This window comes from Bacillus thuringiensis (genome assembly GCF_001455345.1).
Lineage (GTDB): Bacteria > Bacillota > Bacilli > Bacillales > Bacillaceae_G > Bacillus_A > Bacillus_A thuringiensis_N.
The window spans coordinates 282,501-306,341 of record NZ_CP013274.1; the positions used below are offsets into that span (position 1 = coordinate 282,501).

Below are 23,841 nucleotides of genomic sequence, written 5' to 3' on the forward strand. Positions count from 1 at the left end.
GAAGTCTTTGATTCCCCGCTGCCAAGAAAAGCTTCTAGCGAGATAAAAGGTGCCTGTACCGCAAACCGACACAGGTAGGCGAGGAGAGAATCCTAAGGTGTGCGAGAGAACTCTGGTTAAGGAACTCGGCAAAATGACCCCGTAACTTCGGGAGAAGGGGTGCTTTCTTAACGGAAAGCCGCAGTGAATAGGCCCAAGCGACTGTTTAGCAAAAACACAGCTCTCTGCGAAGCCGTAAGGCGAAGTATAGGGGGTGACACCTGCCCGGTGCTGGAAGGTTAAGGAGAGGGGTTAGCGTAAGCGAAGCTCTGAACTGAAGCCCCAGTAAACGGCGGCCGTAACTATAACGGTCCTAAGGTAGCGAAATTCCTTGTCGGGTAAGTTCCGACCCGCACGAAAGGTGTAACGATTTGGGCACTGTCTCAACCAGAGACTCGGTGAAATTATAGTACCTGTGAAGATGCAGGTTACCCGCGACAGGACGGAAAGACCCCGTGGAGCTTTACTGTAGCCTGATATTGAATTTTGGTACAGTTTGTACAGGATAGGCGGGAGCCATTGAAACCGGAGCGCTAGCTTCGGTGGAGGCGCTGGTGGGATACCGCCCTGACTGTATTGAAATTCTAACCTACGGGTCTTATCGACCCGGGAGACAGTGTCAGGTGGGCAGTTTGACTGGGGCGGTCGCCTCCTAAAGGGTAACGGAGGCGCCCAAAGGTTCCCTCAGAATGGTTGGAAATCATTCGTAGAGTGCAAAGGCATAAGGGAGCTTGACTGCGAGACCTACAAGTCGAGCAGGGACGAAAGTCGGGCTTAGTGATCCGGTGGTTCCGCATGGAAGGGCCATCGCTCAACGGATAAAAGCTACCCCGGGGATAACAGGCTTATCTCCCCCAAGAGTCCACATCGACGGGGAGGTTTGGCACCTCGATGTCGGCTCATCGCATCCTGGGGCTGTAGTCGGTCCCAAGGGTTGGGCTGTTCGCCCATTAAAGCGGTACGCGAGCTGGGTTCAGAACGTCGTGAGACAGTTCGGTCCCTATCCGTCGTGGGCGTAGGAAATTTGAGAGGAGCTGTCCTTAGTACGAGAGGACCGGGATGGACGCACCGCTGGTGTACCAGTTGTTCTGCCAAGGGCATAGCTGGGTAGCTATGTGCGGAAGGGATAAGTGCTGAAAGCATCTAAGCATGAAGCCCCCCTCAAGATGAGATTTCCCATAGCGTAAGCTAGTAAGATCCCTGAAAGATGATCAGGTTGATAGGTTCGAGGTGGAAGCATGGTGACATGTGGAGCTGACGAATACTAATAGATCGAGGACTTAACCATATAATATGTAGCAAATGTTATCTAGTTTTGAAGGAATATACCTTCAATAGTTTGGTGATGATGGCAGAGAGGTCACACCCGTTCCCATACCGAACACGGAAGTTAAGCTCTCTAGCGCCGATGGTAGTTGGGACCTTGTCCCTGTGAGAGTAGGACGTCGCCAAGCAAAAACCTAAGTCGATTCGACTTAGGTTTTTTTATGTTTATTTTTAATTACTAAATGTACTCCATACATTTAATAATTGTAAAGAGGAAAAAAGAGTGAAAATGAGGCTATTCAAAGTAATAGTAATGATTTTTTGTTTTCTAGGTTTTCCGATTGCTCCTAAAATAATGTCTATGTTAGGAAATGTTATTTCTACCATAAGTATATATTTTAAATAATGAGAGTAAAAAAGTAGGATGATAGAAATAGGTATTCAATCATTATAGCAATGACTACGATACAAAGGAATAAATATGAAAAGAGTGTAGTTGTTTTTTCATTATTGTCCTTCTTATAAATCAAATGAATATAAACGATATGCTTTATCCCGCTATTTGCCGGACAGTAAGACCCCCACCTCAAAATTTAGCGACAGCAAAGAAGTTAGGTAGGATTCAGGCTGTCCGTAAAAGCCTGATTGGTGTGAGCTAATAATCAGTGGGTATGATAGATCTCTAGAAATATATATTCTAATTTCTTATCCTTCTTGCATATAGTTACAATTATTCTTTTGAATATAACTAAAACACGAACGTTATGAGTGACTAATAAAAAAACATTCGATTATTTGTTGACATTGTTTATGAAATATTGTTAATATAGCCATAGAAAGAATAATATATAAGACCTCATATAATCGCGGGGATATGGCCTGCAAGTCTCTACCTAACGACCGTTATTCGTTAGACTATGGGGGAAAGTCACTCGGTATTTTTCTATTCACAAGGGATACGTATGCCTGAGTAGAGCACTTTCTCTCATAGTAAAAGAGAAACTGTTCTATTTCAGGCTTTTTTTATTTGAATCGGGGGGATTCTAATATGAAATCACTAGTTGGAGTCATAATGGGAAGCACGTCAGACTGGGAAACAATGAAATATGCTTGTGACATTTTAGATGAATTAAATATACCGTATGAGAAAAAAGTTGTATCCGCTCATCGGACTCCGGATTATATGTTTGAATATGCAGAGACGGCTCGTGAACGTGGATTGAAAGTTATTATTGCTGGAGCTGGTGGAGCAGCGCATTTACCAGGAATGGTTGCAGCGAAGACGAATCTTCCTGTAATCGGAGTTCCAGTTCAATCAAAAGCGTTAAACGGCTTAGATTCATTATTATCCATCGTCCAAATGCCAGGAGGAGTTCCAGTTGCAACTGTTGCAATTGGTAAGGCTGGTTCAACAAATGCTGGTTTACTTGCTGCACAAATACTTGGATCATTCCATGATGACATACATGATGCATTAGAATTGAGAAGAGAAGCAATTGAAAAAGATGTGCGCGAAGGTAGTGAGCTAGTATGACGAGAATCATTTTACCTGGAAAAACAATCGGTATTATTGGAGGCGGCCAGCTAGGAAGAATGATGGCATTGGCAGCTAAGGAGATGGGATATAAAATTGCTGTTTTAGATCCTACAAAACATTCACCATGTGCACAAGTTGCTGATATTGAAATTGTTGCATCATATGACGATTTAAAAGCAATTCAGCATTTAGCAGAGATCAGTGATGTTGTCACATATGAATTTGAGAATATTGATTATAGATGTTTACAATGGCTTGAAAAACATGCTTACTTACCGCAAGGCAGTCAGTTGTTAAGTAAAACACAAAATCGTTTTACCGAAAAGAATGCAATTGAAAAAGCGGGACTACCAGTAGCAACGTATAGATTGGTTCAAACTCAAGAGCAGCTTACTGAAGCAATCACCGAGTTATCATATCCGTCCGTCTTAAAAACAACGACAGGTGGATATGACGGGAAAGGGCAAGTTGTTTTAAGAAGTGAAGCTGACGTTGATAAAGCACGAAAGCTTGCGAATGCAGCAGAATGTATTTTAGAGAAATGGGTGCCTTTTGAAAAAGAAGTATCAGTTATTGTAATTCGTAGTGTAAGCGGTGAAACGAAAGTATTTCCGGTAGCAGAAAATATTCATGTAAATAACATTTTGCATGAATCAATCGTTCCAGCTCGCATTACAGAAGAACTTTCTCAAAAAGCAATTGCTTATGCAAGAGTGCTCGCGGATGAACTAGAACTTGTGGGAACACTAGCGGTAGAGATGTTTGCTACAGCTGATGGTGAAATTTATATTAATGAATTAGCACCAAGACCTCACAATTCAGGACACTATACACAGGATGCATGTGAAACGAGTCAATTTGGTCAACATATTCGAGCAATCTGTAATTTACCTCTTGGAGAAACAAATTTGTTAAAACCAGTTGTCATGGTAAACATTTTAGGCGAACATATAGAAGGGGTCCTAAGACAAGTGAATAGATTAACCGGGTGCTATTTACACTTGTATGGAAAAGAAGAAGCAAAAGCGCAGCGGAAAATGGGGCATGTTAATATTTTAAATGATAATATTGAAGTCGCTCTAGAAAAAGCGAAGAGTTTGCATATTTGGGACCATCAAGAACAACTGTTGGAGGGAAAAAGATGATTAGTCGTTATACACGCCCAGAAATGGGTGCAATTTGGACGGAAGAAAACAAATTTAAAGCATGGTTAGAGGTTGAGATTTTAGCTTGTGAAGCATGGGCTGAGCTTGGCGATATTCCAAAAGAAGATGTTAAAAAAATTCGTGAGCATGCATCATTTGATATTGATCGTATTTATGAAATTGAAAAAGAGACACGTCATGACGTAGTTGCATTCACTCGTGCTGTATCAGAAACACCAGCATTAGGTGAGGAACGTAAATGGGTTCATTACGGTTTAACATCTACAGACGTAGTAGATACAGCGTTATCTTACATCTTAAAACAAGCGAATGAAATCATATTAAAAGACTTAGAAAACTTTGTAAGCATTTTAGCTAACAAAGCGAAAGAGCATAAATACACGATCATGATGGGAAGAACACATGGTGTTCATGCAGAACCAACAACATTTGGTTTAAAACTAGGTCTTTGGTATGAAGAAATGAAACGTAACGTAGAGCGTTTCAAACAAGCTGCTGATACAGTTCGAGTTGGTAAACTATCTGGTGCGGTTGGTACATACGCGAATATTGATCCATTCGTAGAAAAATTTGTTTGCGAAAACTTAGGATTAGAAGCAGCGCCAATTTCAACACAAACATTGCAACGTGATCGCCATGCTCATTACATGTCAACACTTGCATTAATCGCAACATCTATCGAAAAGATGGCAGTTGAGATTCGTGGTTTACAAAAGAGTGAAACACGTGAAGTTGAAGAAGCTTTCGCAAAAGGTCAAAAAGGTTCTTCTGCAATGCCACATAAGCGTAATCCAATTGGATCTGAAAATATGACTGGTTTAGCTCGTGTTATCCGCGGTTATATGATGACAGCTTATGAAAATGTTCCATTATGGCATGAGCGTGATATTTCTCACTCTTCAGCAGAACGCGTAATTTTACCAGATGCTACAATCGCATTAAATTACATGCTAAATCGCTTTGGCAATATCGTTAAAAACTTAACTGTATACCCAGAGAATATGAAACGCAATATGACAAGAACATACGGCTTAATTTATTCTCAGCGCGTAATGCTTACGTTAATCGACAAAGGTATGGTACGTGAAGAAGCTTACGATATCGTACAGCCTAAAGCGATGGAAGCTTGGGAAACACAAGTACAATTTAAAGAACTTGTAGAAGCAGATGAGCGTATCACAAGCAAATTAACACAAGAAGAAATTAATGAATGCTTCAACTATGAGCATCATATGCAACACGTTGATACAATCTTTGAACGCCTTGGATTAAACGAAGCGTAAAATTTCATATGGCACAGAATAGAGTCATTCTGTGCCATTCTTTATAAAAACATTATTCACATTTTTCAAACTACAGGGGGCTTGCGAAATGCAAAAGCTAGAATTGCTGTATGAAGGTAAGGCAAAAAGAATTTATCGTACAGAATCAGCAGATATGGTTTGGGTAGAGTACAAAGATAGTGCGACTGCTTTCAATGGGGAGAAAAAAGAGACGATTACAGGAAAAGGTCGTTTGAACAATGAGATTACAACTTTATTGTTCAGAAAGTTACAAGAAGTAGGAATTAAAACACACTTTGTTGAGAAGCTATCTGAAACAGAACAACTTGTTAAAAAAGTGAGTATTATTCCTTTAGAAGTTGTCACAAGAAATGTAATTGCAGGAAGTCTTTCAAAACGATTAGGAATGGAAGAGGGAACTGTACTTGCAGAACCAATCGTAGAATTTTACTTCAAAGATGATGATTTAGGAGATCCGCTTGTAACGGAAGATCATATTCGTGTATTAAACGTTGCATCGCCAGAGCAAGTAAGCGTATTACGAGATATGGCTCTACAAATCAATCAAGTGTTGATTGATCATTTCGCAAGCTGTCGTGTAAGATTAGTAGATTTCAAATTAGAGTTTGGTGTAACGGATGAAGGAGAAATCATTTTAGCAGATGAAATTTCACCAGATACTTGCCGTTTATGGGATGAAACGAGCAATGAAAAGTTTGATAAAGACGTATTCCGTCGTGATCTTGGAAATTTAACAGATGCTTATGAAGAGATTTTAAAACGTTTAGGGGGAATTTCACATGTATAAAGTTAAGGTATATGTAACGTTAAGAGAAAGCGTATTAGATCCACAAGGAACAGCAGTAAAAGGAGCACTTCATAGTCTTTCGTTCACAGAAGTACAAGATGTTCGAATCGGAAAGTACATGGAACTAACGATTGATAAATCAGTATCTGATCTTGACGCAAAGATAAAGGAAATGTGTGAAAAACTATTAGCAAACGTTGTAATGGAAGACTTCCGTTATGAAGTTGAGGAGGTTGTCGCACAGTGAAATTTGCAGTAATAGTATTTCCGGGTTCGAACTGTGATGTCGATATGTTCCATGCAATTAAAGATGAGCTTGGCGAAGAAGTAGATTACGTTTGGCACGATACAGAGAATTTAGATGAATATGATGCAATTCTATTACCAGGTGGATTCTCTTACGGTGACTACTTACGCTGCGGTGCTATTTCTCGCTTTGCGAATGCAATGAAAGCAGTGCAAAAAGCTGCTGAGCAAGGAAAGCCGATTTTAGGTGTATGTAATGGATTCCAGATTCTTGTTGAGTCAGGATTACTACCAGGAGCATTAATGAGAAACGAAAACTTAAAATTTATGTGTCGCACTGTTCAGTTACGCGTTGAAAATAATGAAACGATGTTTACATCACAATATGAAAAAGATGAAGTAATCAATATTCCAATCGCACATGGTGAAGGGAATTACTATTGTGATGAAGAGACTCTTAAAAGATTAGAAGAGAATAATCAAATCGCATTCCGTTACGTAGAAAACCCTAATGGAAGCGTTTCAGATATTGCTGGTATTGTAAACGAAAAAGGAAATGTACTTGGTATGATGCCACACCCAGAGCGTGCTGTAGATGAATTACTTGGCGGTGCTGAAGGGTTAAAAGTCTTTCAATCTATCTTAAAACAGTGGAGGGAAACATATGTCGTTAATGCTTGAACCAAATCCAACACAAATTAAAGAAGAGCGCATATATGCGGAAATGGGGCTAACAGACGAAGAGTTTGCCATGGTTGAAAAGATTTTAGGCCGTCTGCCAAATTATACAGAAACAGGATTATTCTCTGTTATGTGGTCTGAACATTGTAGTTATAAAAATTCAAAACCAGTGCTTCGAAAATTCCCAACAACAGGTGAGCGTGTTCTGCAAGGGCCTGGGGAAGGTGCTGGAATTGTAGACATCGGTGATAATCAAGCGGTTGTATTTAAAATGGAAAGCCATAACCATCCTTCAGCTATTGAACCATATCAAGGAGCAGCAACAGGCGTGGGTGGTATTATCCGTGACGTATTCTCTATGGGAGCGCGTCCAGTAGCTCTATTAAACTCACTTCGATTTGGGGAATTACAATCACCACGTGTGAAGTATTTATTCGAAGAAGTAGTAGCAGGGATTGCAGGATATGGTAACTGTATCGGTATTCCGACTGTTGGCGGCGAAGTACAATTTGATCCATGTTATGAAGGAAATCCACTTGTAAATGCAATGTGCGTAGGCTTAATTAACCACGAAGACATTAAAAAAGGGCAGGCACACGGAGCTGGAAATACGGTAATGTACGTAGGAGCATCTACTGGTCGTGACGGTATTCACGGTGCAACATTTGCATCTGAAGAACTATCTGAAAGCTCGGAAGCGAAGCGTCCAGCAGTTCAAGTAGGGGATCCATTTATGGAGAAACTTCTTATTGAAGCTTGCTTAGAACTTATTCAGTCGGACGCACTTGTTGGAATTCAAGATATGGGAGCTGCCGGTTTAACTTCATCTTCTGCAGAAATGGCGAGTAAAGCAGGTATGGGTATTGAAATGTACTTAGATGATGTACCGCAGCGTGAAACAGGAATGACTCCATATGAAATGATGCTATCTGAATCACAAGAGCGTATGCTAATCGTTGTGAAAAAAGGTAGAGAACAAGAAATAGTAGATTTATTTGAGAAGTATGGCCTTGCAGCAGTTACGATGGGGAAAGTAACAGAAGATAAAATGCTTCGTTTATTCCATAAAGGTGAAAAGGTAGCGGAAGTGCCAGCAGATGCTTTAGCAGAAGAAGCACCAATTTATCATAAGCCATCAAAAGAAGCAGCATACTTTGCTGAATTCCAAGCAATGAAAATGGAAACGCCAAAAGTAGAAGATTATAAAGAAACGTTATTTGCTTTATTACAGCAACCAACCATTGCAAGTAAAGAGTGGGTTTATGATCAATATGATTATCAAGTACGCACAAGCACAGTTGTTACACCAGGTTCAGATGCAGCAGTTGTACGTGTACGCGGTACAGAAAAAGGATTAGCGATGACGACAGATTGTAACTCTCGCTATATTTACTTAGATCCAGAAATGGGCGGTAAAATTGCAGTAGCAGAGGCAGCTCGTAATATTGTATGTTCTGGCGGGGAGCCACTTGCAATTACAGATTGCTTAAACTTTGGTAACCCAGAAAAACCAGAGATCTTCTGGCAAATTGAGAAATCAGTAGATGGTATGAGTGAAGCTTGTCGTAGATTACAAACGCCAGTTATCGGCGGAAACGTATCGATGTATAACGAGCGTAGTGGGGAAGCGGTATATCCAACACCGACTGTTGGGATGGTCGGTCTTGTACATGACTTAAAACACGTAACAACACAAGAGTTTAAGCAAGCTGGCGATTTAGTTTATGTAATCGGTGAAACGAAAGCTGAGTTTGGTGGAAGTGAATTACAGAAAATGATTCACGGCAAGATTTTCGGCCAATCACCAAGCATCGATTTAGATGTAGAATTAAAACGCCAAAAACAAGTATTAGAAGCAATTCAAGCTGGCCTTGTTCAATCTGCGCATGACGTTGCTGAAGGTGGTTTAGCAGTTGCAATTTCTGAAAGTGCAATTGGTGCTAACGGCTTAGGTGCTACTGTGCAATTAGTTGGAGAAGCAACAGCCGCATTATTTGCTGAATCACAATCTCGCTTCGTTGTAACTGTCAAACGTGAAAATAAAGAAGCATTCGAGAAAGCGGTAGAAGCAATTCAAGTTGGAGAAGTGACAAATACAAATGAAGTAACAATTCATAATGAAGAGAATGAAGTATTGCTTACAGCAAATGTAGATGAGATGAGAAAGGCTTGGAAAGGGGCAATCCCATGCTTGCTGAAATAAAGGGGTTAAATGAAGAATGTGGTGTCTTTGGAATTTGGGGGCATGAAAATGCGGCACAAGTTTCATACTACGGATTGCACAGTTTACAGCACCGTGGGCAAGAAGGTGCAGGCATTGTCGTAAATAATGGGGAAAAAATCGTCGGTCACAAGGGGTTAGGTTTAATATCGGAAGTGTTTTCAAGAGGTGAGCTAGAAGGATTGAACGGAAAATCAGCAATCGGACACGTACGATACGCGACGGCTGGTGGAAGTGAAGTAGCTAACGTTCAGCCATTATTATTCCGTTTTTCTGATCATAGTATGGCATTAGCTCATAACGGAAATTTAATTAATGCAAAAATGCTTCGCCGCGAATTAGAGGCAGAGGGAAGTATTTTTCAAACGAGTTCAGATACAGAAGTACTTTTACATCTTATTAAGCGTAGTACGAAAGATTCTTTAATTGAAAGTGTAAAAGAGGCACTAAATAAAGTGAAAGGTGCGTTTGCATACCTTTTACTAACTGGAAATGAAATGATTGTTGCGCTAGATCCGAATGGGTTCCGTCCTCTTTCAATTGGGAAGATGGGTGATGCTTACGTTGTAGCATCAGAAACATGTGCTTTCGATGTAGTAGGTGCAACATACATTCGTGATGTAGAACCGGGTGAATTACTTATCATCAATGATGAAGGAATTCACGTAGATCGTTTTACAAATGAAGTAGATCATGCAATTTGTAGTATGGAGTACATTTACTTTGCACGTCCGGATTCTAATATTGCAGGTATTAACGTCCATGCAGCACGTAAAAACATGGGGAAACGTTTGGCGGCAGAAGCTCCTATTGAAGCTGATGTTGTTACTGGTGTGCCAGACTCTAGTATTTCAGCAGCAATTGGTTATGCGGAGGCGACAGGTATTCCGTATGAGTTAGGACTAATTAAAAATCGTTACGTTGGACGTACGTTTATTCAACCTTCTCAAGAACTGAGAGAGCAAGGGGTTAAGATGAAACTTTCAGCAGTAAGAGGTGTAGTTGAAGGAAAACGAGTTGTTATGATTGACGATTCTATCGTAAGAGGAACAACAAGTAAACGAATTGTTCGTATGCTTCGCGAGGCTGGAGCGACAGAAGTCCACGTAAGAATTGCGTCACCACCTCTGAAATATCCATGCTTCTATGGCATTGATATTCAAACGAGAAAAGAATTAATTGCAGCAAATCATACAGTAGAAGAAATTCGTGAAATAATCGGTGCAGATTCATTAACATTTTTAAGTGAAGATGGATTAGTAGATGCAATTGGACGTCCATATGAAGGAAAATATGGCGGTCTATGTATGGCTTACTTCAATGGAGACTATCCAACAGCACTTTATGATTATGAGCAAGAGCTTTTAGAAAGTATGAAATAAGAAGAAAAAAGCTTCTACTTCTTTTGAGGTAGAAGCTAGCTTCTTTCTTAAAACGGCCAGCCCTAGATAGGGAGAAATTAAAAGACGAGGTGTAGATAACGATGGCGAATGCATATAAGCAAGCGGGAGTAGATATTGAAGCTGGATATGAAGCGGTATCTCGCATGAAAAAACACGTACAAACAACTATGAGAAAAGAAGTACTAGGCGGTTTAGGCGGTTTTGGAGGTATGTTTGATCTATCAAAATTTGCATTAGAAGAACCTGTATTAGTATCTGGAACAGATGGTGTGGGAACGAAATTGATGCTCGCTTTTATGGCAGATAAACATGACACAATTGGTATTGATGCAGTAGCAATGTGTGTAAATGATATTGTTGTCCAAGGAGCAGAGCCACTTTTCTTCCTTGATTATATTGCTTGTGGTAAAGCTGAACCTAGTAAAATTGAAAACATCGTCAAAGGTATATCAGAGGGCTGTCGCCAAGCAGGTTGTGCACTAATTGGTGGAGAAACAGCTGAAATGCCAGGAATGTATTCTACAGAAGAGTATGATTTAGCTGGCTTTACAGTTGGAATTGTTGATAAAAAGAAAATTGTAACAGGTGAAAAGATTGAAGCTGGTCAAGTATTAATCGGCTTAGCATCTAGTGGTATTCATAGTAACGGTTATTCTTTAGTAAGAAAAGTATTGCTAGAAGATGGAGAACTATCTTTAGATCGTATTTATGGACGCTTAGAACTACCTCTTGGTGAAGAATTATTAAAACCAACGAAAATTTATGTCAAACCTATTTTAGAACTATTGAAGAAATATGAAGTATACGGTATGGCGCATATTACAGGTGGCGGATTCATTGAGAATATTCCACGTATGTTACCAGAAGGAATCGGTGCAGAAATTGAATTAGGGTCTTGGAAAATTCAACCGATCTTCAGTTTACTTCAAGAAGTTGGAAAACTAGAAGAGAAAGAAATGTTCAATATTTTTAACATGGGTATTGGTATGGTAGTAGCAGTGAAGGAAGAAGTAGCAAAAGATATTGTTCGTCTTCTTGAAGAGCAAGGAGAAACAGCTCATATTATTGGACGTACTGTACAAGGGGCTGGCGTTACCTTCAATGGGGGCACAGAACTATGAGTAGATTAGCAGTTTTTGCTTCTGGAAGCGGATCTAACTTTCAATCTCTCGTTAATGCAGTAGAGGAGAAAAGATTGGATGCAGAAATTAGTTTATTAGTATGTGATAAACCAGAAGCACGCGCTGTTGGTCGGGCGCATTATCATCATATTCCATGTTTCGCCTTTTCAGCGAAAGCATATGAGTCAAAAGAAGTGTTTGAAACAGAGATATTAAAGAAGCTAGAAGAATATGAAATTGATTATGTTATTTTAGCTGGATATATGCGTTTAATTGGGCCAACGTTACTAGAAGCATACGGTGGGAAGATTATTAATATTCATCCATCACTATTACCAAGTTTTCCAGGGAAAGATGCTGTTGGTCAAGCGTTAGAAGCAGGTGTGAAAATAACTGGAGTAACGATTCATTATGTAGATGCAGGTATGGATACAGGACCAATTATTGCGCAAGAAGCAGTAGTTGTTTCTGAAGGGGATACGAGAGAAAGCTTACAAAAGAAAATTCAACAAGTTGAACATAAATTATACGTAAATACAGTGAATCAAATTGTTCAATCTGTGAAAGAACCAACTGTTAACTAACATACAACCAGGGGTGAAGGATCAATGAAAAAGCGTGCATTAGTAAGTGTTTCAGATAAAACAGGAGTAGTAGAATTTGTTAAAGGTTTACTAGAACAAGGGATCGAAGTTATATCAACAGGTGGTACGAGAAAATTACTAGAAGAGAACGGATTACAAGTAATTGGTATTTCTGAAGTAACAGGTTTCCCAGAGATTATGGATGGTCGTGTAAAAACCTTACACCCAAATATTCATGGTGGTCTATTAGCAGTTCGCGATAATGAAACGCATGTAGCGCAAATGAATGAATTAGGTATGGAGCCAATTGATTTTGTTGTCGTTAACTTATACCCATTCAAAGAAACAATCGCTAAGCCTGATGTAACATTTGCTGATGCAATTGAAAATATTGATATCGGTGGCCCAACAATGATTCGCTCTGCAGCGAAAAATCATAAGTTTGTTTCTGTAATTGTAGATCCAGTAGATTATGATATTGTATTAGCAGAACTGAAAGAGAACGGTGAAGTAACAGATGAAACGAAACGTAAATTAGCAGCGAAAGTATTCCGTCATACAGCAGCATATGATGCGCTAATTTCTAATTACTTAACAGAGCAAATGGGTGAAGAAAGTCCTGAAACATTAACTGTGACATTTGAGAAAAAACAAGACTTACGCTATGGAGAAAATCCACATCAAAAAGCGACTTTCTATAAAGCGCCATTCGCAGCAACTTCTTCTGTTGCATATGCGGAACAATTACATGGTAAAGAATTATCTTATAACAATATCAATGATGCAGACGCAGCGCTTAGTATCGTAAAAGAATTTACAGAGCCAGCAGTAGTAGCGGTAAAACATATGAATCCATGTGGTGTTGGAGTGGGTACTGATATTCATGAAGCATACACACGCGCTTATGAAGCGGATCCAGTATCAATCTTTGGAGGAATTATTGCAGCGAATCGTGAAATCGACAAAGCTACAGCTGAAAAGTTACATGAAATTTTCTTAGAAATTATTATTGCACCTTCTTTCTCAAAAGAAGCTTTAGAAGTGTTGCAAGGTAAGAAAAACTTACGTTTACTAACTGTAAATATTGAAAAAGCGACAAGTGCGAGCAAAAAACTAACTTCTGTACAAGGTGGTCTTCTTGTTCAAGAGGAAGATACGTTATCATTAGATGAAAGTACAATTTCAATTCCGACGAAACGTGAACCGTCAGAGCAAGAGTGGAAAGATTTAAAACTAGCTTGGAAAGTTGTAAAACATGTGAAATCAAACGCAATTGTTTTAGCGAATGATAACATGACAGTTGGTGTAGGTGCAGGACAGATGAACCGCGTAGGTTCTGCAAAAATCGCAATTACACAAGCTGGCGAAAAAGCACAAGGTAGCGCACTTGCATCTGATGCTTTCTTCCCAATGCCAGATACATTAGAAGAAGCAGCAAAAGCTGGTATTACAGCAATTATCCAACCGGGTGGATCAATTCGTGATGAGGATTCTATTAAAGTGGCAGATAAGTATGGGATTACGATGGTGTTCACTGGCGTACGTCATTTCAAACACTAATAGAGGATGTTTAAAAAGTCCGGTCAAGATAACTGTCGCATGTCGTCGTTGCATTGCCAGTGCGGTACTCATGTAGGAAAGCTACATTCCGTGTCCTCCTGTCAAATGCGCCTCGACCTGCTCGGTTCTCTTGCTCCTCCTTTTTAAACCTTTATTGATATGGATGTTTAAAAAGTCCGGTCAAGATAACTGTCGCATGTCGTCGTTGCATTGCCAGTGCGGTACTCATGTAGGAAAGCTACATTCCGTGTCCTCCTGTCAAATGCGCCTCGACCTGCTCGGTTCTCTTGCTCCTCCTTTTTAAACTTACATTGATAGAAAAGCAAACTAGGAGCATAGCTTCTAGTTTGTACTTATTTAAATATTGGGGGATGAAATATGAATGTTTTAGTAATCGGCCGCGGTGGGCGTGAGCATGCTTTAGCTTGGAAATTTGCACAGTCTGAAAAGGTAGAAAAAGTGTATGTAGCACCAGGTAATGAAGGGATGCGAGATGTTGCAACACCTGTTGATATTGATGAAAATGATTTTGATGCATTGGTCTTATTTGCAAAAGAGAATAATGTTGAGTTAACTTTCGTGGGGCCAGAAATTCCGCTTATGAATGGAATTGCTGATCATTTTAAAGAAGAGGGACTTCGCGTATTTGGTCCGAATAAAGCGGCGGCTGTTATTGAAGGTAGTAAAGCTTTTACTAAAGAATTGATGAAAAAATATAATATTCCAACTGCGGCGTACGAAACTTTTACAGACTATGAAGAAGCAGTACAGTACATTGAAAAAGTTGGTGCACCAATTGTTATTAAGGCAGACGGCTTAGCGGCTGGTAAAGGTGTAACGGTAGCGATGACGCTTGAAGAAGCATTACAGGCTGTGAAAGAAATGCTACAAGATGTAAAGTTCGGCGCGGCAAGTAAGAAGGTCGTTATTGAAGAGTTTTTAGATGGACAAGAATTTTCATTAATGGCATTTGTGAATGGAACAACTGTGCATCCGATGGTAATTGCGCAAGATCATAAACGAGCTTTTGATGGTGATAAAGGTCCGAATACAGGCGGAATGGGGGCGTATTCTCCGGTACCACAAATACCAGAATCAGCAGTTCAAGAGGCGATAAAAACGGTATTACATCCAACTGCTAAAGCGATGATTGCAGAAAACCGTTCGTTTACAGGAATTTTATATGCGGGACTCATTTTAACAAAGGATGGCCCAAAGGTAATTGAATTTAATGCCCGCTTTGGTGATCCTGAAACAGAAGTAGTATTACCTCGCTTAGAAAATGATTTAGTTGATGTATGTAACGCTGTATTAGATGAAAGTGAGTTAACATTACAATGGTCAGAGGAAGCCGTAATTGGTGTTGTACTTGCTTCGAAAGGATATCCAGAAGCATATAAAAAAGGTGACATGATTAACAAATTAGACGCATTGCAAGATGTGATTGTTTTCCATTCAGGCACAGCGATGAAGCATGGTGACTTTGTAACAAACGGTGGCCGTGTACTATTTGTTGCTTGTAAGGCAAATACTTTACAAGAAGCGAAAGATAAGGTGTATAAAGAAATCGGCAAAATTGAGAGTGATGGTCTATTTTACCGAAGGGATATAGGATATCGTGCAATTGGACATGAGATGATGAAAAGTTAATATGTAAAAATCCCGCTGAGGAATCAGCGGGATTTTTTATGCATCTTTATCTTTTTTCAATTTTCCTTTTTGCTTTGCCATTTCTCGAAGCAAATATTCGATGTGTGCATTGACGCTACGAAACTCATCATTCGCCCATTTTTCGATGACTGCGTGTAATTCAGGATCAATACGTAATGGAAAGCTTTTCTTTTTAGCCATAATGATTTACAACCTTTTAGTATAGGCTTCCTGTATTAATAACTGGTTGCGCACCTTTATCTGAAACGATGGCAACTAATAAATTGTTCACCATATTTGCTTTACGCTCGTCATCTAATTCAAGTACGCCTTCCTCATCTAACATATGGATCGAATCTTTTGCCATCTTCACAGCACCTTCAACAATCTCTTTTCTAGCAGCTAATACTGCTTTTGCTTGTTGACGTTGGAGCATTGCATGGGCAATTTCTGTTGCGTAAGCTAAATGTGTTAAACGAGTTTCTAATACTTCTACGCCAGCGATTTCAAGGCGTGCTTCTAACTCACGTTTTAATTCTTCAGAGATTTCTTCCGTATTTCCACGTAACGTGATGCAAGTTTCATCTTGGAAATTGTCATAAGGATATTTTGTTGCGACGTGGCGGATTGCTGTTTCACTTTGAATTTCTACAAATCGATCGTAATGTTCAACACCGAACATTGCTTTTGCAGAATCAACAACTTTATATACGATAACGGCTGCAATTTCAATTGGATTTCCCTCAACATCGTTTACTTTTAACTTCTTACTATTAAAGTTTTCAACACGTAACGATACAGTTTGACGGAATGCGAATGGAATTGTTAAAAATAAACCGTTTTGACGAATTGTTCCTAAATAATTACCGAAAAACGTAATGACTTTTGCTTGGTTTGGTTGAACAATACCAATACCTGTAGCAAGAACTGCGGCTAAAATAATAGTTAATGCCGCTCCTATAAAAATTTCTTGTACAAGGAAAAATACACCGATAGCGGCTAAAATTAAAATCCCGATAATACCGAGAAAACCATTTACATAAAAAACTTGTTTTTCTTTCATATGATCGCCTCCTGATATAAAAATGATATCACTTTTATATCATATTACGCAAGGGCTTTACACCCAATTTTCTGAAATTAATGATTATGTATCTCTTATGTATATTTTGAGGTCTAAAACAGAATGTACGTTCTGTTTTGTGGTAAAATAAAGAAGACTTAACCGCCCACTGCAGCAGCTAAGTCCCTTTGAGAGCATCTTGCGTCGTGACAAATGATTCAAAGCGGTTTTGCCAGGATTATATCTTCAATCGCTGACTCAATCTCTTTGTCCGAAGTGTCATAACTTCCATTTGACTTTGGTTTGTCGTGATTGGAAGTTTGGTTCACTTCTTCTTTAGCATGTCCCTTTTCAGCGAAATTCATGCTAGGCATTTTAAATGCCCCCATATTCATGTATTTTCCGAATTTCCACATTTCAACAACAGGGCAGAAACGAACAATTCCCTCTGCAATTTTCATTGCACCAATCCATAGCAACACGTTAGACCAAGTGCACCAAGGTTTGCGTACGAGTTTAGTTGCACTACAACCGAAGAGGACAAGTCCGAGTGTAATTCGAATTAGGGCATTTATTGTACCGATATTTTGCTTCATTAGAAAAACACTCCTTTTTATGAAAGTTGAAATAGATAATACTATTTCTTTTATTAGTATCCCGTTTGATTTTTAGGATATGTAATCCAACATTTGACGTTGAAAAAGATGTTGGAATGTGCGTGTGTGTAAGTAGCTTTTTTTGTTATAATGAAAGAATGCATAAAAGGAACTTCAAAATTAAATCCTCTCGTTTAAAAAATATGGAAGAGGTAATTCCAAACTTAATTCTCCGTTTTAAACAAATATTTAAGATGAAGTTAAAACAATAATGATGAAAATAAACTGTTATTTTGAACAGAAATATATAACTCGAGAAAAGAAAGGGTGTTTTCATGTACGATATTTCCGGGTGGAAACATGTATTTAAGCTTGATCCAAATAAGGAGTTAAGTGATGAATATTTAGAGATGATTTGTGAGTCTGGAACAGATGCTGTTATTGTAGGCGGAAGTGATGGAGTGACAATTGATAATGTACTACACATGCTAGTTAGCATTCGTAGATATGCAGTTCCTTGTGTATTAGAGGTTTCTGATGTGGAAGCAATTACACCAGGATTTGATTTTTATTATATCCCAAGCGTTTTAAATAGCCGAAAGGTGGAATGGGTAACAGGTGTTCATCATGAGGCTTTGAAAGAATTTGGGGATATTATGGACTGGGACGAAATTTTCATGGAAGGATATTGTGTTTTAAATCCTGAAGCGAAAGTAGCCCAGCTTACAGATGCGAAATGTGATGCAACAGAGGATGATGTGATTGCATACGCACGTTTAGCAGACAAGCTATTACGTTTACCGATATTTTACTTAGAATATAGCGGTACGTATGGCGACATTGAACTTGTTAAAAATGTAAAGGCAGAATTAAAACAAGCGAAGTTGTATTATGGCGGCGGTATTTCTAATGCAGAGCAAGCGAAAGAAATGGCGCAGTATGCTGATACAGTAGTTGTTGGAAATATTATTTATGATGATATAAAATCCGCGTTAAAAACAGTTAAAGCAGTAAAAGGAGAGTAGGTGCAGGCGTATATGAGTACAACAGATAGGTTATTAAATGGTTTAAATCCGCAACAACAAAAAGCAGTACAAACAACAAATGGACCACTTCTATTAATGGCAGGTGCAGGTAGTGGTAAAACACGTGTGTTAACACATCGTATTGCGTATTTACTTGGTGAAAAAGGTGTAGCACCATGGAATGTACTAGCTATTACCTTTACAAATAAAGCAGCCCGTGAAATGCGCGAGCGTATTGATACACTTGTCGGACCAGAAGCAGAAGATATTTGGATTTCGACGTTCCACTCTATGTGTGTACGTATTTTACGACGTGATATCGATCGTATTGGTATTAATCGTAACTTTACAATCTTAGATTCAGGCGATCAGTTAACTGTAGTCAAAAAAATTATGAAAGAGCGCAATATTGATCCGAAGAAATTTGAGCCGCGCTCTATTTTAGCTGGGATTAGTAATGCGAAAAATGAATTGTTATCTGCAGATAAATATGCGAAAAAAATTACAATCGCTGATCCATATGAAAAATTAACGAGCGATGTATATACAGAATATCAAAAACGTCTTTTGAAAAATAATTCATTAGACTTTGATGATTTAATTATGACAACGATTCAGTTATTTGAACGTGTTCCAGAAGTACTAGAGTTTTATCAGCGTAAGTTCCAATATATTCACGTGGATGAGTATCAAGATACGAACAAAGCACAGTACCTTCTTGTTAAACATTTAGCAGCACGTTTTAAAAATTTATGCGTTGTAGGTGACTCAGATCAATCTATTTACCGCTGGCGTGGTGCGGACATTTCTAACATTTTGTCATTCGAAAAAGACTATGAGAATGCGCAAGTTATTCTGTTAGAACAAAACTATCGTTCGTCACAAAATATTTTAAATGCGGCGAATGCTGTTATCGAAAAAAATACGAATCGTAAACCGAAGAAATTATGGACAGATAATCAAGTTGGAAGCAAAATCTCGTATTATCGTGCTGCAACGGAAAAAGACGAAGCATATTTTGTTGCGAAAAAAATTCGTGATGATATTCAAATGGGAAAACGAAAATATACTGATTTTGCAGTGTTATATCGTACAAATGCTCAGTCTCGTATGGTCGAGGAGATTTTCCTGAAATCTAATATTCCTTACAAAATCGTCGGCGGTACTAAGTTCTACGATCGTAAAGAGATTAAAGATATTTTGGCGTATTTACGTTTAATTGGGAATCCAGATGATGAGATTAGTTTCGCACGTATTATTAACATGCCAAAGCGCGGAATTGGTGCGACTTCTATCGATAAAATTATTAATTACGGTGTACAAAATGGAATTTCATTAACTGCTGTATTCGATGAGATTGAGCATGTTGGAGTAAGTGCAAAAATTACAAAGGCAGTAAAAGAATTCGCAGGTTTATTACACAACTGGGTAAATATGCAAGAGTATTTATCTGTTACAGAATTGGTAGAGGAAGTTATTGAAAAAACAGGCTATCGCGATATGTTGAAAAACGAGCGTACTTTAGAAGCAGAAGGTCGTTTAGAGAACTTAGATGAGTTTTTATCTGTTACGCAAACATTTGAATCTCAAAGCGAAGATAAGAGTCTTGTTGCATTCTTAACAGACTTAGCGCTTGTTGCTGACATTGATCGTGTAGATGAAGATCCAACTGCTGGTGAGGAAGTTATTTTAATGACGATGCACTCAGCAAAAGGATTAGAATTCCCAGTTGTCTTTATTGTAGGTTTAGAGGAAGGAATATTCCCTCATACGCGTTCTCTGATGGAAGAAGATGAAATGCAAGAAGAGCGTCGTCTCGCTTATGTAGGTATTACTCGTGCAGAGGAAGAGTTATATTTATCCAATGCACAAATGCGTACTTTATTTGGTAGAACAAGTATGAATGCCGCATCTCGATTTATTACAGAAATCCCGGCAGAATTAGTGGAATCATTAAATGAAACAGCACCGAAGCGTGAAACTTCGTTTGGTGCAAAAGGCAGAACGGCAAGTAGCGGTAAAACGACAATCACAACAACAACAACAACAACAACACGTTCTCGTTCAGCTTTCGCACGTCCTGCAGCTAAGACAACAGGTGGCGAACAAATCGGCTGGGCAGTAGGCGATAAAGCTTCCCACCAAAAATGGGGAGTCGGTACAGTTGTAAGTGTAAAAGGTGAAGGTGATGCAAAAGAATTAGATATTGCGTTCCCAAGCCCAATTGGTGTTAAACGTTTGTTAGCAAAATTTGCACCTGTGACGAAACAATAGGAAAGGAATGAGGATATGTCAAAAGAGATAGCAAAAAAACGTATAGAAGAACTGCGTGATTTGTTAAATACATTTAACTATCAGTATCACGTATTAGACAATCCTTCTGTTTCTGATGCGGAGTATGACCGTAATATGCAGGAGCTTATAAAATTAGAAGCAGAGAACCCAGAGTTTATGAGTGAAGATTCTCCCTCCGTTCGCGTTGGGGGAGCTATTCTTGATATATTTGAAAAAGTAACACATAAGTCACCAATGTTAAGTTTAGGAAATGCATTTAACGAAGGAGATTTACGTGATTTCGACAGAAGAGTACGTCAAGGAATTGATGGTGCGAATGTAAGATATATATGTGAATTAAAAATTGACGGGCTTGCCGTTTCACTTCATTATGAAAAAGGACGCTTCATTCAAGGGGCGACACGTGGTGATGGTGTAACGGGTGAGGATATTACTCAAAATTTAAAAACAATTAAAGCTATCCCACTTCGTTTAAATGAAGAAATAACGTTAGAAGCTCGAGGCGAAGCTTATATGCCGAAGCGTTCATTCGTTAAGTTAAATGAAGAAAAAGAACAAAATGGTGAAGATGTATTTGCGAATCCGCGTAATGCGGCAGCAGGTTCAATACGTCAACTTGATCCGAAAATTGCAGCGAAGCGTAACTTATCTATGTTTGTGTATGGTCTTGCGAATGTAGAAGAAAAAACAATTCCATCCCATAGTGAATCACTTGATTTCTTAGGTGAACTTGGATTCAAAACAAATCCAAATCGTCGTACATGTGAAACAATTGAAGAAGTTATAGCTTATGTAGAAGAATGGCAAGAAAAACGCCCGCATCTTGATTATGAGATTGATGGAATCGTTATAAAGGTAGATGATGTTGCTCTTCAAGAAAGTCTAGGAACTACAGCAAAGAGTCCAAGATGGGCAATCGCTTATAAATTCCCAGCTGAAGAAGTTGTAACAAGATTAACAGGTATTGAATTAAGTGTTGGCCGTACAGGTGTTGTAACACCAACTGCAGAGCTAGAGCCAGTGCGAGTGGCTGGTACTATCGTTCGTCGCGCTTCTTTACATAACGAGGATTTAATTCGCGAAAAAGATATTCGAATTGGTGACTACGTTGTTGTGAAGAAAGCCGGAGATATTATTCCTGAAGTTGTGAACGTTATTTTTGATAAGCGTACTGGTGAGGAAGAAGAATATCATATGCCAACGCATTGTCCAGCATGTGAGAGTGAACTAGTTCGTTTAGAAGAAGAGGTAGCACTTCGTTGTATAAATCCAACTTGTCCAGCTCAAATTCGAGAAGGGTTAATCCATTTCGTTTCAAGAAATGCAATGAATATTGATGGACTTGGAGAGCGTGTCATTACACAACTCTTTGATGCTGATTATATTCGTACATTTGCTGATTTATATTCGTTGACGAAAGAGCAATTATTGCAGCTAGAAAGATTCGGCGAAAAATCAGCAACGAATTTAGTACAAGCAATTGAGAATTCTAAAGAAAACTCATTAGAGCGATTATTATTCGGTCTTGGTATTCGCCACGTTGGAGCGAAAGCAGCACGTACATTTGCTGAGCATTTTGAAACGATGGATGAGCTTGTGAAGGCAACGGAAGAAGAATTAAAAGCAATTAATGAAATTGGCGAAAAAATGGCTCAATCCGTCGTAACGTATTTCGATAATGAAGACGTATTAGAGTTATTACAACAATTTAAAGAATACGGCGTGAACATGACATACAAAGGCATAAAAACTGCTGATTTACAAAACGTTGAGTCGTACTTCGCTGGAAAAACTGTCGTTTTAACAGGGAAATTAGAAATTATGGGACGTAGTGAAGCGAAGAAAAAAATTGAGGCATTAGGTGGAAAAGTAACAGGAAGTGTTAGTAAGAGTACGGATTTGGTTGTTGCAGGTGAAGCAGCTGGTTCGAAATTAGCACAAGCGGAGAAACATAATGTTGAGGTTTGGAATGAAGAGAGGTTCTTACAAGAGCTAAATAAGTAAGAGGTGCAAACTTACCATGAAAAAAATAGCATTAGCGGTATTAAGCCTTGGCCTACTTGTAAGTGGGTGTAGTGCAGGTGCCGACAAAGATGACAAAGTGGTTGAGAAATCGGGGAAAGCAAAAGAGCAATCAGTTGTTCCGAAGTATTCTATTTCGGATGAATATTATAAGACGACTATTCCATTTGAAGCAGGAGCTGCGCGTGGTTTAGTTGTACAAGGATTAAATAATCGTCTTGATATAGATGAATTTGAAACAGGATTAATGCGAATTGCAAAAGAATCATTTAGTACGAAAGATAATTTTTTAAAAGGCGGAAAATCTCTAGATACTCAAACTATACAGATGCTTGTTAAAAGAAAACGTACAGATGCAGAACAAAAGGAACTAGAAGATAAATTAAAAAAAGATGCGGTTAACTTCCCGAATATAGGGCTAAATCCCGCATTAGGTGCAGGATCCGAATCACTAGAAGTGAAAAATAACAAAAGTCCAATATATATTTCAAATATTTTAGAGCATGATTATTATGTGAATAAAAGTGAGCGTAGTGGCATTGTAGTTGGATTAGCGATGAATTCGGTTCATTATTACGAGGAAGAGCATGGTTATCCACGTGAGGCTAAAATCGAGCAAGAAAAAATGTTAGCTGAAGGGAAAAAAATGGCGCAAGAAATCTTGAAAGTTATGCATCAAAAGGACGCTGAAACAAAAACTGTTCCGATAACATTTGCAATTTATCGTCAATCTCCAAAATCTTCACTCGTGCCAGGTAACTTTGTTTCTTATGCGAATGTTGAAAAAGGTAGTGAAACGGTTGAGGATTGGAAGCAAATTAATGAGAAATATTATTTGTTCCCATCTGAACAAGCGAAAACAGATAATAAACGTGAAGATTTGGCAAGGGTATCAAACTTTAAAGCAAAACTAAGCGATTATTTCCAAGGTGACTATACAGCTGTTATCGGTACTGGTATGTATAGAGACGATGAATTAAGAGAAATAAAGCTTGATATTCCTGTCCAGTTTAATGGAAAAGCAGAAATAATTGGCTTTACACAATATGTAGCCGGGCTTGTTATGGAATATTTCCCGAATTATATGAAAGTACAAGTGACGATTAAATCTGTAGAGCGCCCAGAAGCGATTATTATACGTGAAGCGAAGCAAGATGAACCGTTTGTGAAAATTTTAGATTAAATAGGAGGGTCGTTCCTTTATGGAACGGCTTTTTTTCTTGAAGAATTTTGTTATAATTTAAAATGTTATAAAAAAGGGGTAAGGGGTAAAGC

General features: G+C 38.7%; 19 protein-coding genes, 2 rRNA genes, 1 pseudogene and 1 riboswitch (1 of these 23 cut by a window edge). Of the genes and pseudogenes, 18 read left to right on the plus strand and 4 right to left on the minus strand.

Annotated elements, in window-relative coordinates; all coding sequences use genetic code 11:
• Together ATN06_RS01760 and rrf are read left to right on the plus strand one after the other, a co-directional pair.
• Positions 1 to 1,327: ribosomal RNA gene (locus tag ATN06_RS01760) — 23S ribosomal RNA — on the plus strand; it begins 1,596 nt to the left of the window's first position.
• A gap of 50 nt (positions 1,328 to 1,377) precedes the next feature.
• A 5S ribosomal RNA gene (rrf, locus tag ATN06_RS01765) occupies positions 1,378 to 1,493 on the plus strand.
• 43 nt (positions 1,494 to 1,536) lie between these two features.
• Here the strand turns inward: rrf and ATN06_RS29350 are convergent.
• Positions 1,537 to 1,754: pseudogene (locus tag ATN06_RS29350) on the minus strand (hypothetical protein).
• 387 nt (positions 1,755 to 2,141) lie between these two features.
• Positions 2,142 to 2,243: riboswitch (purine riboswitch) on the plus strand.
• A gap of 110 nt (positions 2,244 to 2,353) precedes the next feature.
• Here ATN06_RS29350 and purE point away from each other — a divergent pair.
• The 12 genes from purE to purD all read left to right on the plus strand — a co-directional run bounded on the left by purE (position 2,354) and on the right by purD (position 15,565).
• On the plus strand, positions 2,354 to 2,839 hold the full coding sequence (gene purE / locus ATN06_RS01770; protein WP_000839367.1) for a 5-(carboxyamino)imidazole ribonucleotide mutase: 486 nt from the start codon (positions 2,354 to 2,356) through the stop codon (positions 2,837 to 2,839).
• Positions 2,836 to 3,987, plus strand: a complete 1,152-nt coding sequence (purK, locus tag ATN06_RS01775; protein ID WP_060629310.1) for a 5-(carboxyamino)imidazole ribonucleotide synthase — start codon at positions 2,836 to 2,838, stop codon at positions 3,985 to 3,987. The genes purE and purK overlap by 4 nt, the downstream gene beginning before the upstream one ends.
• Positions 3,984 to 5,291 (plus strand): adenylosuccinate lyase, encoded by a 1,308-nt coding sequence (gene purB, locus ATN06_RS01780; protein WP_060629311.1) that lies wholly within the window; start codon positions 3,984 to 3,986, stop codon positions 5,289 to 5,291. The genes purK and purB overlap by 4 nt, the downstream gene beginning before the upstream one ends.
• 88 nt (positions 5,292 to 5,379) lie before the next feature.
• Positions 5,380 to 6,099 carry a phosphoribosylaminoimidazolesuccinocarboxamide synthase gene (purC, locus tag ATN06_RS01785; protein WP_001170542.1) on the plus strand — a complete coding sequence of 240 codons (720 nt, stop codon included), beginning with the start codon at positions 5,380 to 5,382 and terminating at the stop codon, positions 6,097 to 6,099.
• A complete protein-coding gene (purS, locus tag ATN06_RS01790; RefSeq protein ID WP_060629312.1) occupies positions 6,092 to 6,346 on the plus strand; it encodes a phosphoribosylformylglycinamidine synthase subunit PurS in 255 nt (84 codons plus the stop codon). The genes purC and purS overlap by 8 nt, the downstream gene beginning before the upstream one ends.
• Entirely contained in the window at positions 6,343 to 7,026 is a 684-nt protein-coding gene (purQ, locus tag ATN06_RS01795) for a phosphoribosylformylglycinamidine synthase subunit PurQ (protein WP_048375606.1), read from the plus strand. The genes purS and purQ overlap by 4 nt, the downstream gene beginning before the upstream one ends.
• Complete coding sequence (gene purL / locus ATN06_RS01800) at positions 7,010 to 9,229, plus strand: phosphoribosylformylglycinamidine synthase II (protein ID WP_060629313.1); 2,220 nt, start codon at positions 7,010 to 7,012, stop codon at positions 9,227 to 9,229. The genes purQ and purL overlap by 17 nt, the downstream gene beginning before the upstream one ends.
• On the plus strand, positions 9,214 to 10,629 hold the full coding sequence (purF, locus tag ATN06_RS01805) for an amidophosphoribosyltransferase (RefSeq protein ID WP_000879028.1): 1,416 nt from the start codon (positions 9,214 to 9,216) through the stop codon (positions 10,627 to 10,629). The genes purL and purF overlap by 16 nt, the downstream gene beginning before the upstream one ends.
• Before the next feature lie 101 nt (positions 10,630 to 10,730).
• A complete protein-coding gene (gene purM, locus ATN06_RS01810; protein WP_060629314.1) occupies positions 10,731 to 11,771 on the plus strand; it encodes a phosphoribosylformylglycinamidine cyclo-ligase in 1,041 nt (346 codons plus the stop codon).
• Positions 11,768 to 12,355: a phosphoribosylglycinamide formyltransferase gene (gene purN / locus ATN06_RS01815; RefSeq protein WP_060629315.1), complete on the plus strand. Its 588-nt coding sequence runs from the start codon at positions 11,768 to 11,770 to the stop codon at positions 12,353 to 12,355. The genes purM and purN overlap by 4 nt, the downstream gene beginning before the upstream one ends.
• A 24-nt stretch (positions 12,356 to 12,379) precedes the next feature.
• Positions 12,380 to 13,915: a bifunctional phosphoribosylaminoimidazolecarboxamide formyltransferase/IMP cyclohydrolase gene (gene purH / locus ATN06_RS01820; protein WP_060629316.1), complete on the plus strand. Its 1,536-nt coding sequence runs from the start codon at positions 12,380 to 12,382 to the stop codon at positions 13,913 to 13,915.
• 378 nt (positions 13,916 to 14,293) lie between these two features.
• Positions 14,294 to 15,565: a phosphoribosylamine--glycine ligase gene (gene purD / locus ATN06_RS01825; protein WP_060629317.1), complete on the plus strand. Its 1,272-nt coding sequence runs from the start codon at positions 14,294 to 14,296 to the stop codon at positions 15,563 to 15,565.
• 36 nt (positions 15,566 to 15,601) lie between these two features.
• Here the strand turns inward: purD and ATN06_RS01830 are convergent, their stop codons facing one another.
• The 3 genes from ATN06_RS01830 to ATN06_RS01840 all read right to left on the minus strand — a co-directional run bounded on the left by ATN06_RS01830 (position 15,602) and on the right by ATN06_RS01840 (position 17,224).
• Positions 15,602 to 15,766: a type II toxin-antitoxin system antitoxin gene (locus tag ATN06_RS01830; protein WP_001085171.1), complete on the minus strand. Its 165-nt coding sequence runs from the start codon at positions 15,764 to 15,766 to the stop codon at positions 15,602 to 15,604.
• Between the two features lie 16 nt (positions 15,767 to 15,782).
• Positions 15,783 to 16,628 carry an SPFH domain-containing protein gene (locus ATN06_RS01835; protein WP_000660687.1) on the minus strand — a complete coding sequence of 282 codons (846 nt, stop codon included), beginning with the start codon at positions 16,626 to 16,628 and terminating at the stop codon, positions 15,783 to 15,785.
• A 218-nt stretch (positions 16,629 to 16,846) separates the two neighbouring features.
• Entirely contained in the window at positions 16,847 to 17,224 is a 378-nt protein-coding gene (locus tag ATN06_RS01840) for a YgaP family membrane protein (protein ID WP_060629318.1), read from the minus strand.
• Positions 17,225 to 17,559: 335 nt separating this feature from the next.
• On the opposite strand from ATN06_RS01840, the gene ATN06_RS01850 reads away from it, so the two are divergent.
• Genes ATN06_RS01850 through ATN06_RS01865 form a run of 4 tightly spaced genes read left to right on the plus strand, consistent with a single transcriptional unit; the run spans position 17,560 to position 23,749 of the window.
• Positions 17,560 to 18,249, plus strand: coding sequence for a heptaprenylglyceryl phosphate synthase (locus ATN06_RS01850; protein WP_060629319.1), 690 nt, complete (start codon positions 17,560 to 17,562; stop codon positions 18,247 to 18,249).
• 12 nt (positions 18,250 to 18,261) lie between these two features.
• Positions 18,262 to 20,523 carry a DNA helicase PcrA gene (gene pcrA, locus ATN06_RS01855; protein WP_060633082.1) on the plus strand — a complete coding sequence of 754 codons (2,262 nt, stop codon included), beginning with the start codon at positions 18,262 to 18,264 and terminating at the stop codon, positions 20,521 to 20,523.
• Between the two features lie 15 nt (positions 20,524 to 20,538).
• Positions 20,539 to 22,548: an NAD-dependent DNA ligase LigA gene (ligA, locus tag ATN06_RS01860; RefSeq protein WP_060629320.1), complete on the plus strand. Its 2,010-nt coding sequence runs from the start codon at positions 20,539 to 20,541 to the stop codon at positions 22,546 to 22,548.
• 16 nt (positions 22,549 to 22,564) lie between these two features.
• Entirely contained in the window at positions 22,565 to 23,749 is a 1,185-nt protein-coding gene (locus ATN06_RS01865; protein WP_060629321.1) for a CamS family sex pheromone protein, read from the plus strand.
• The last annotated feature ends 92 nt before the right edge of the window (positions 23,750 to 23,841 follow it).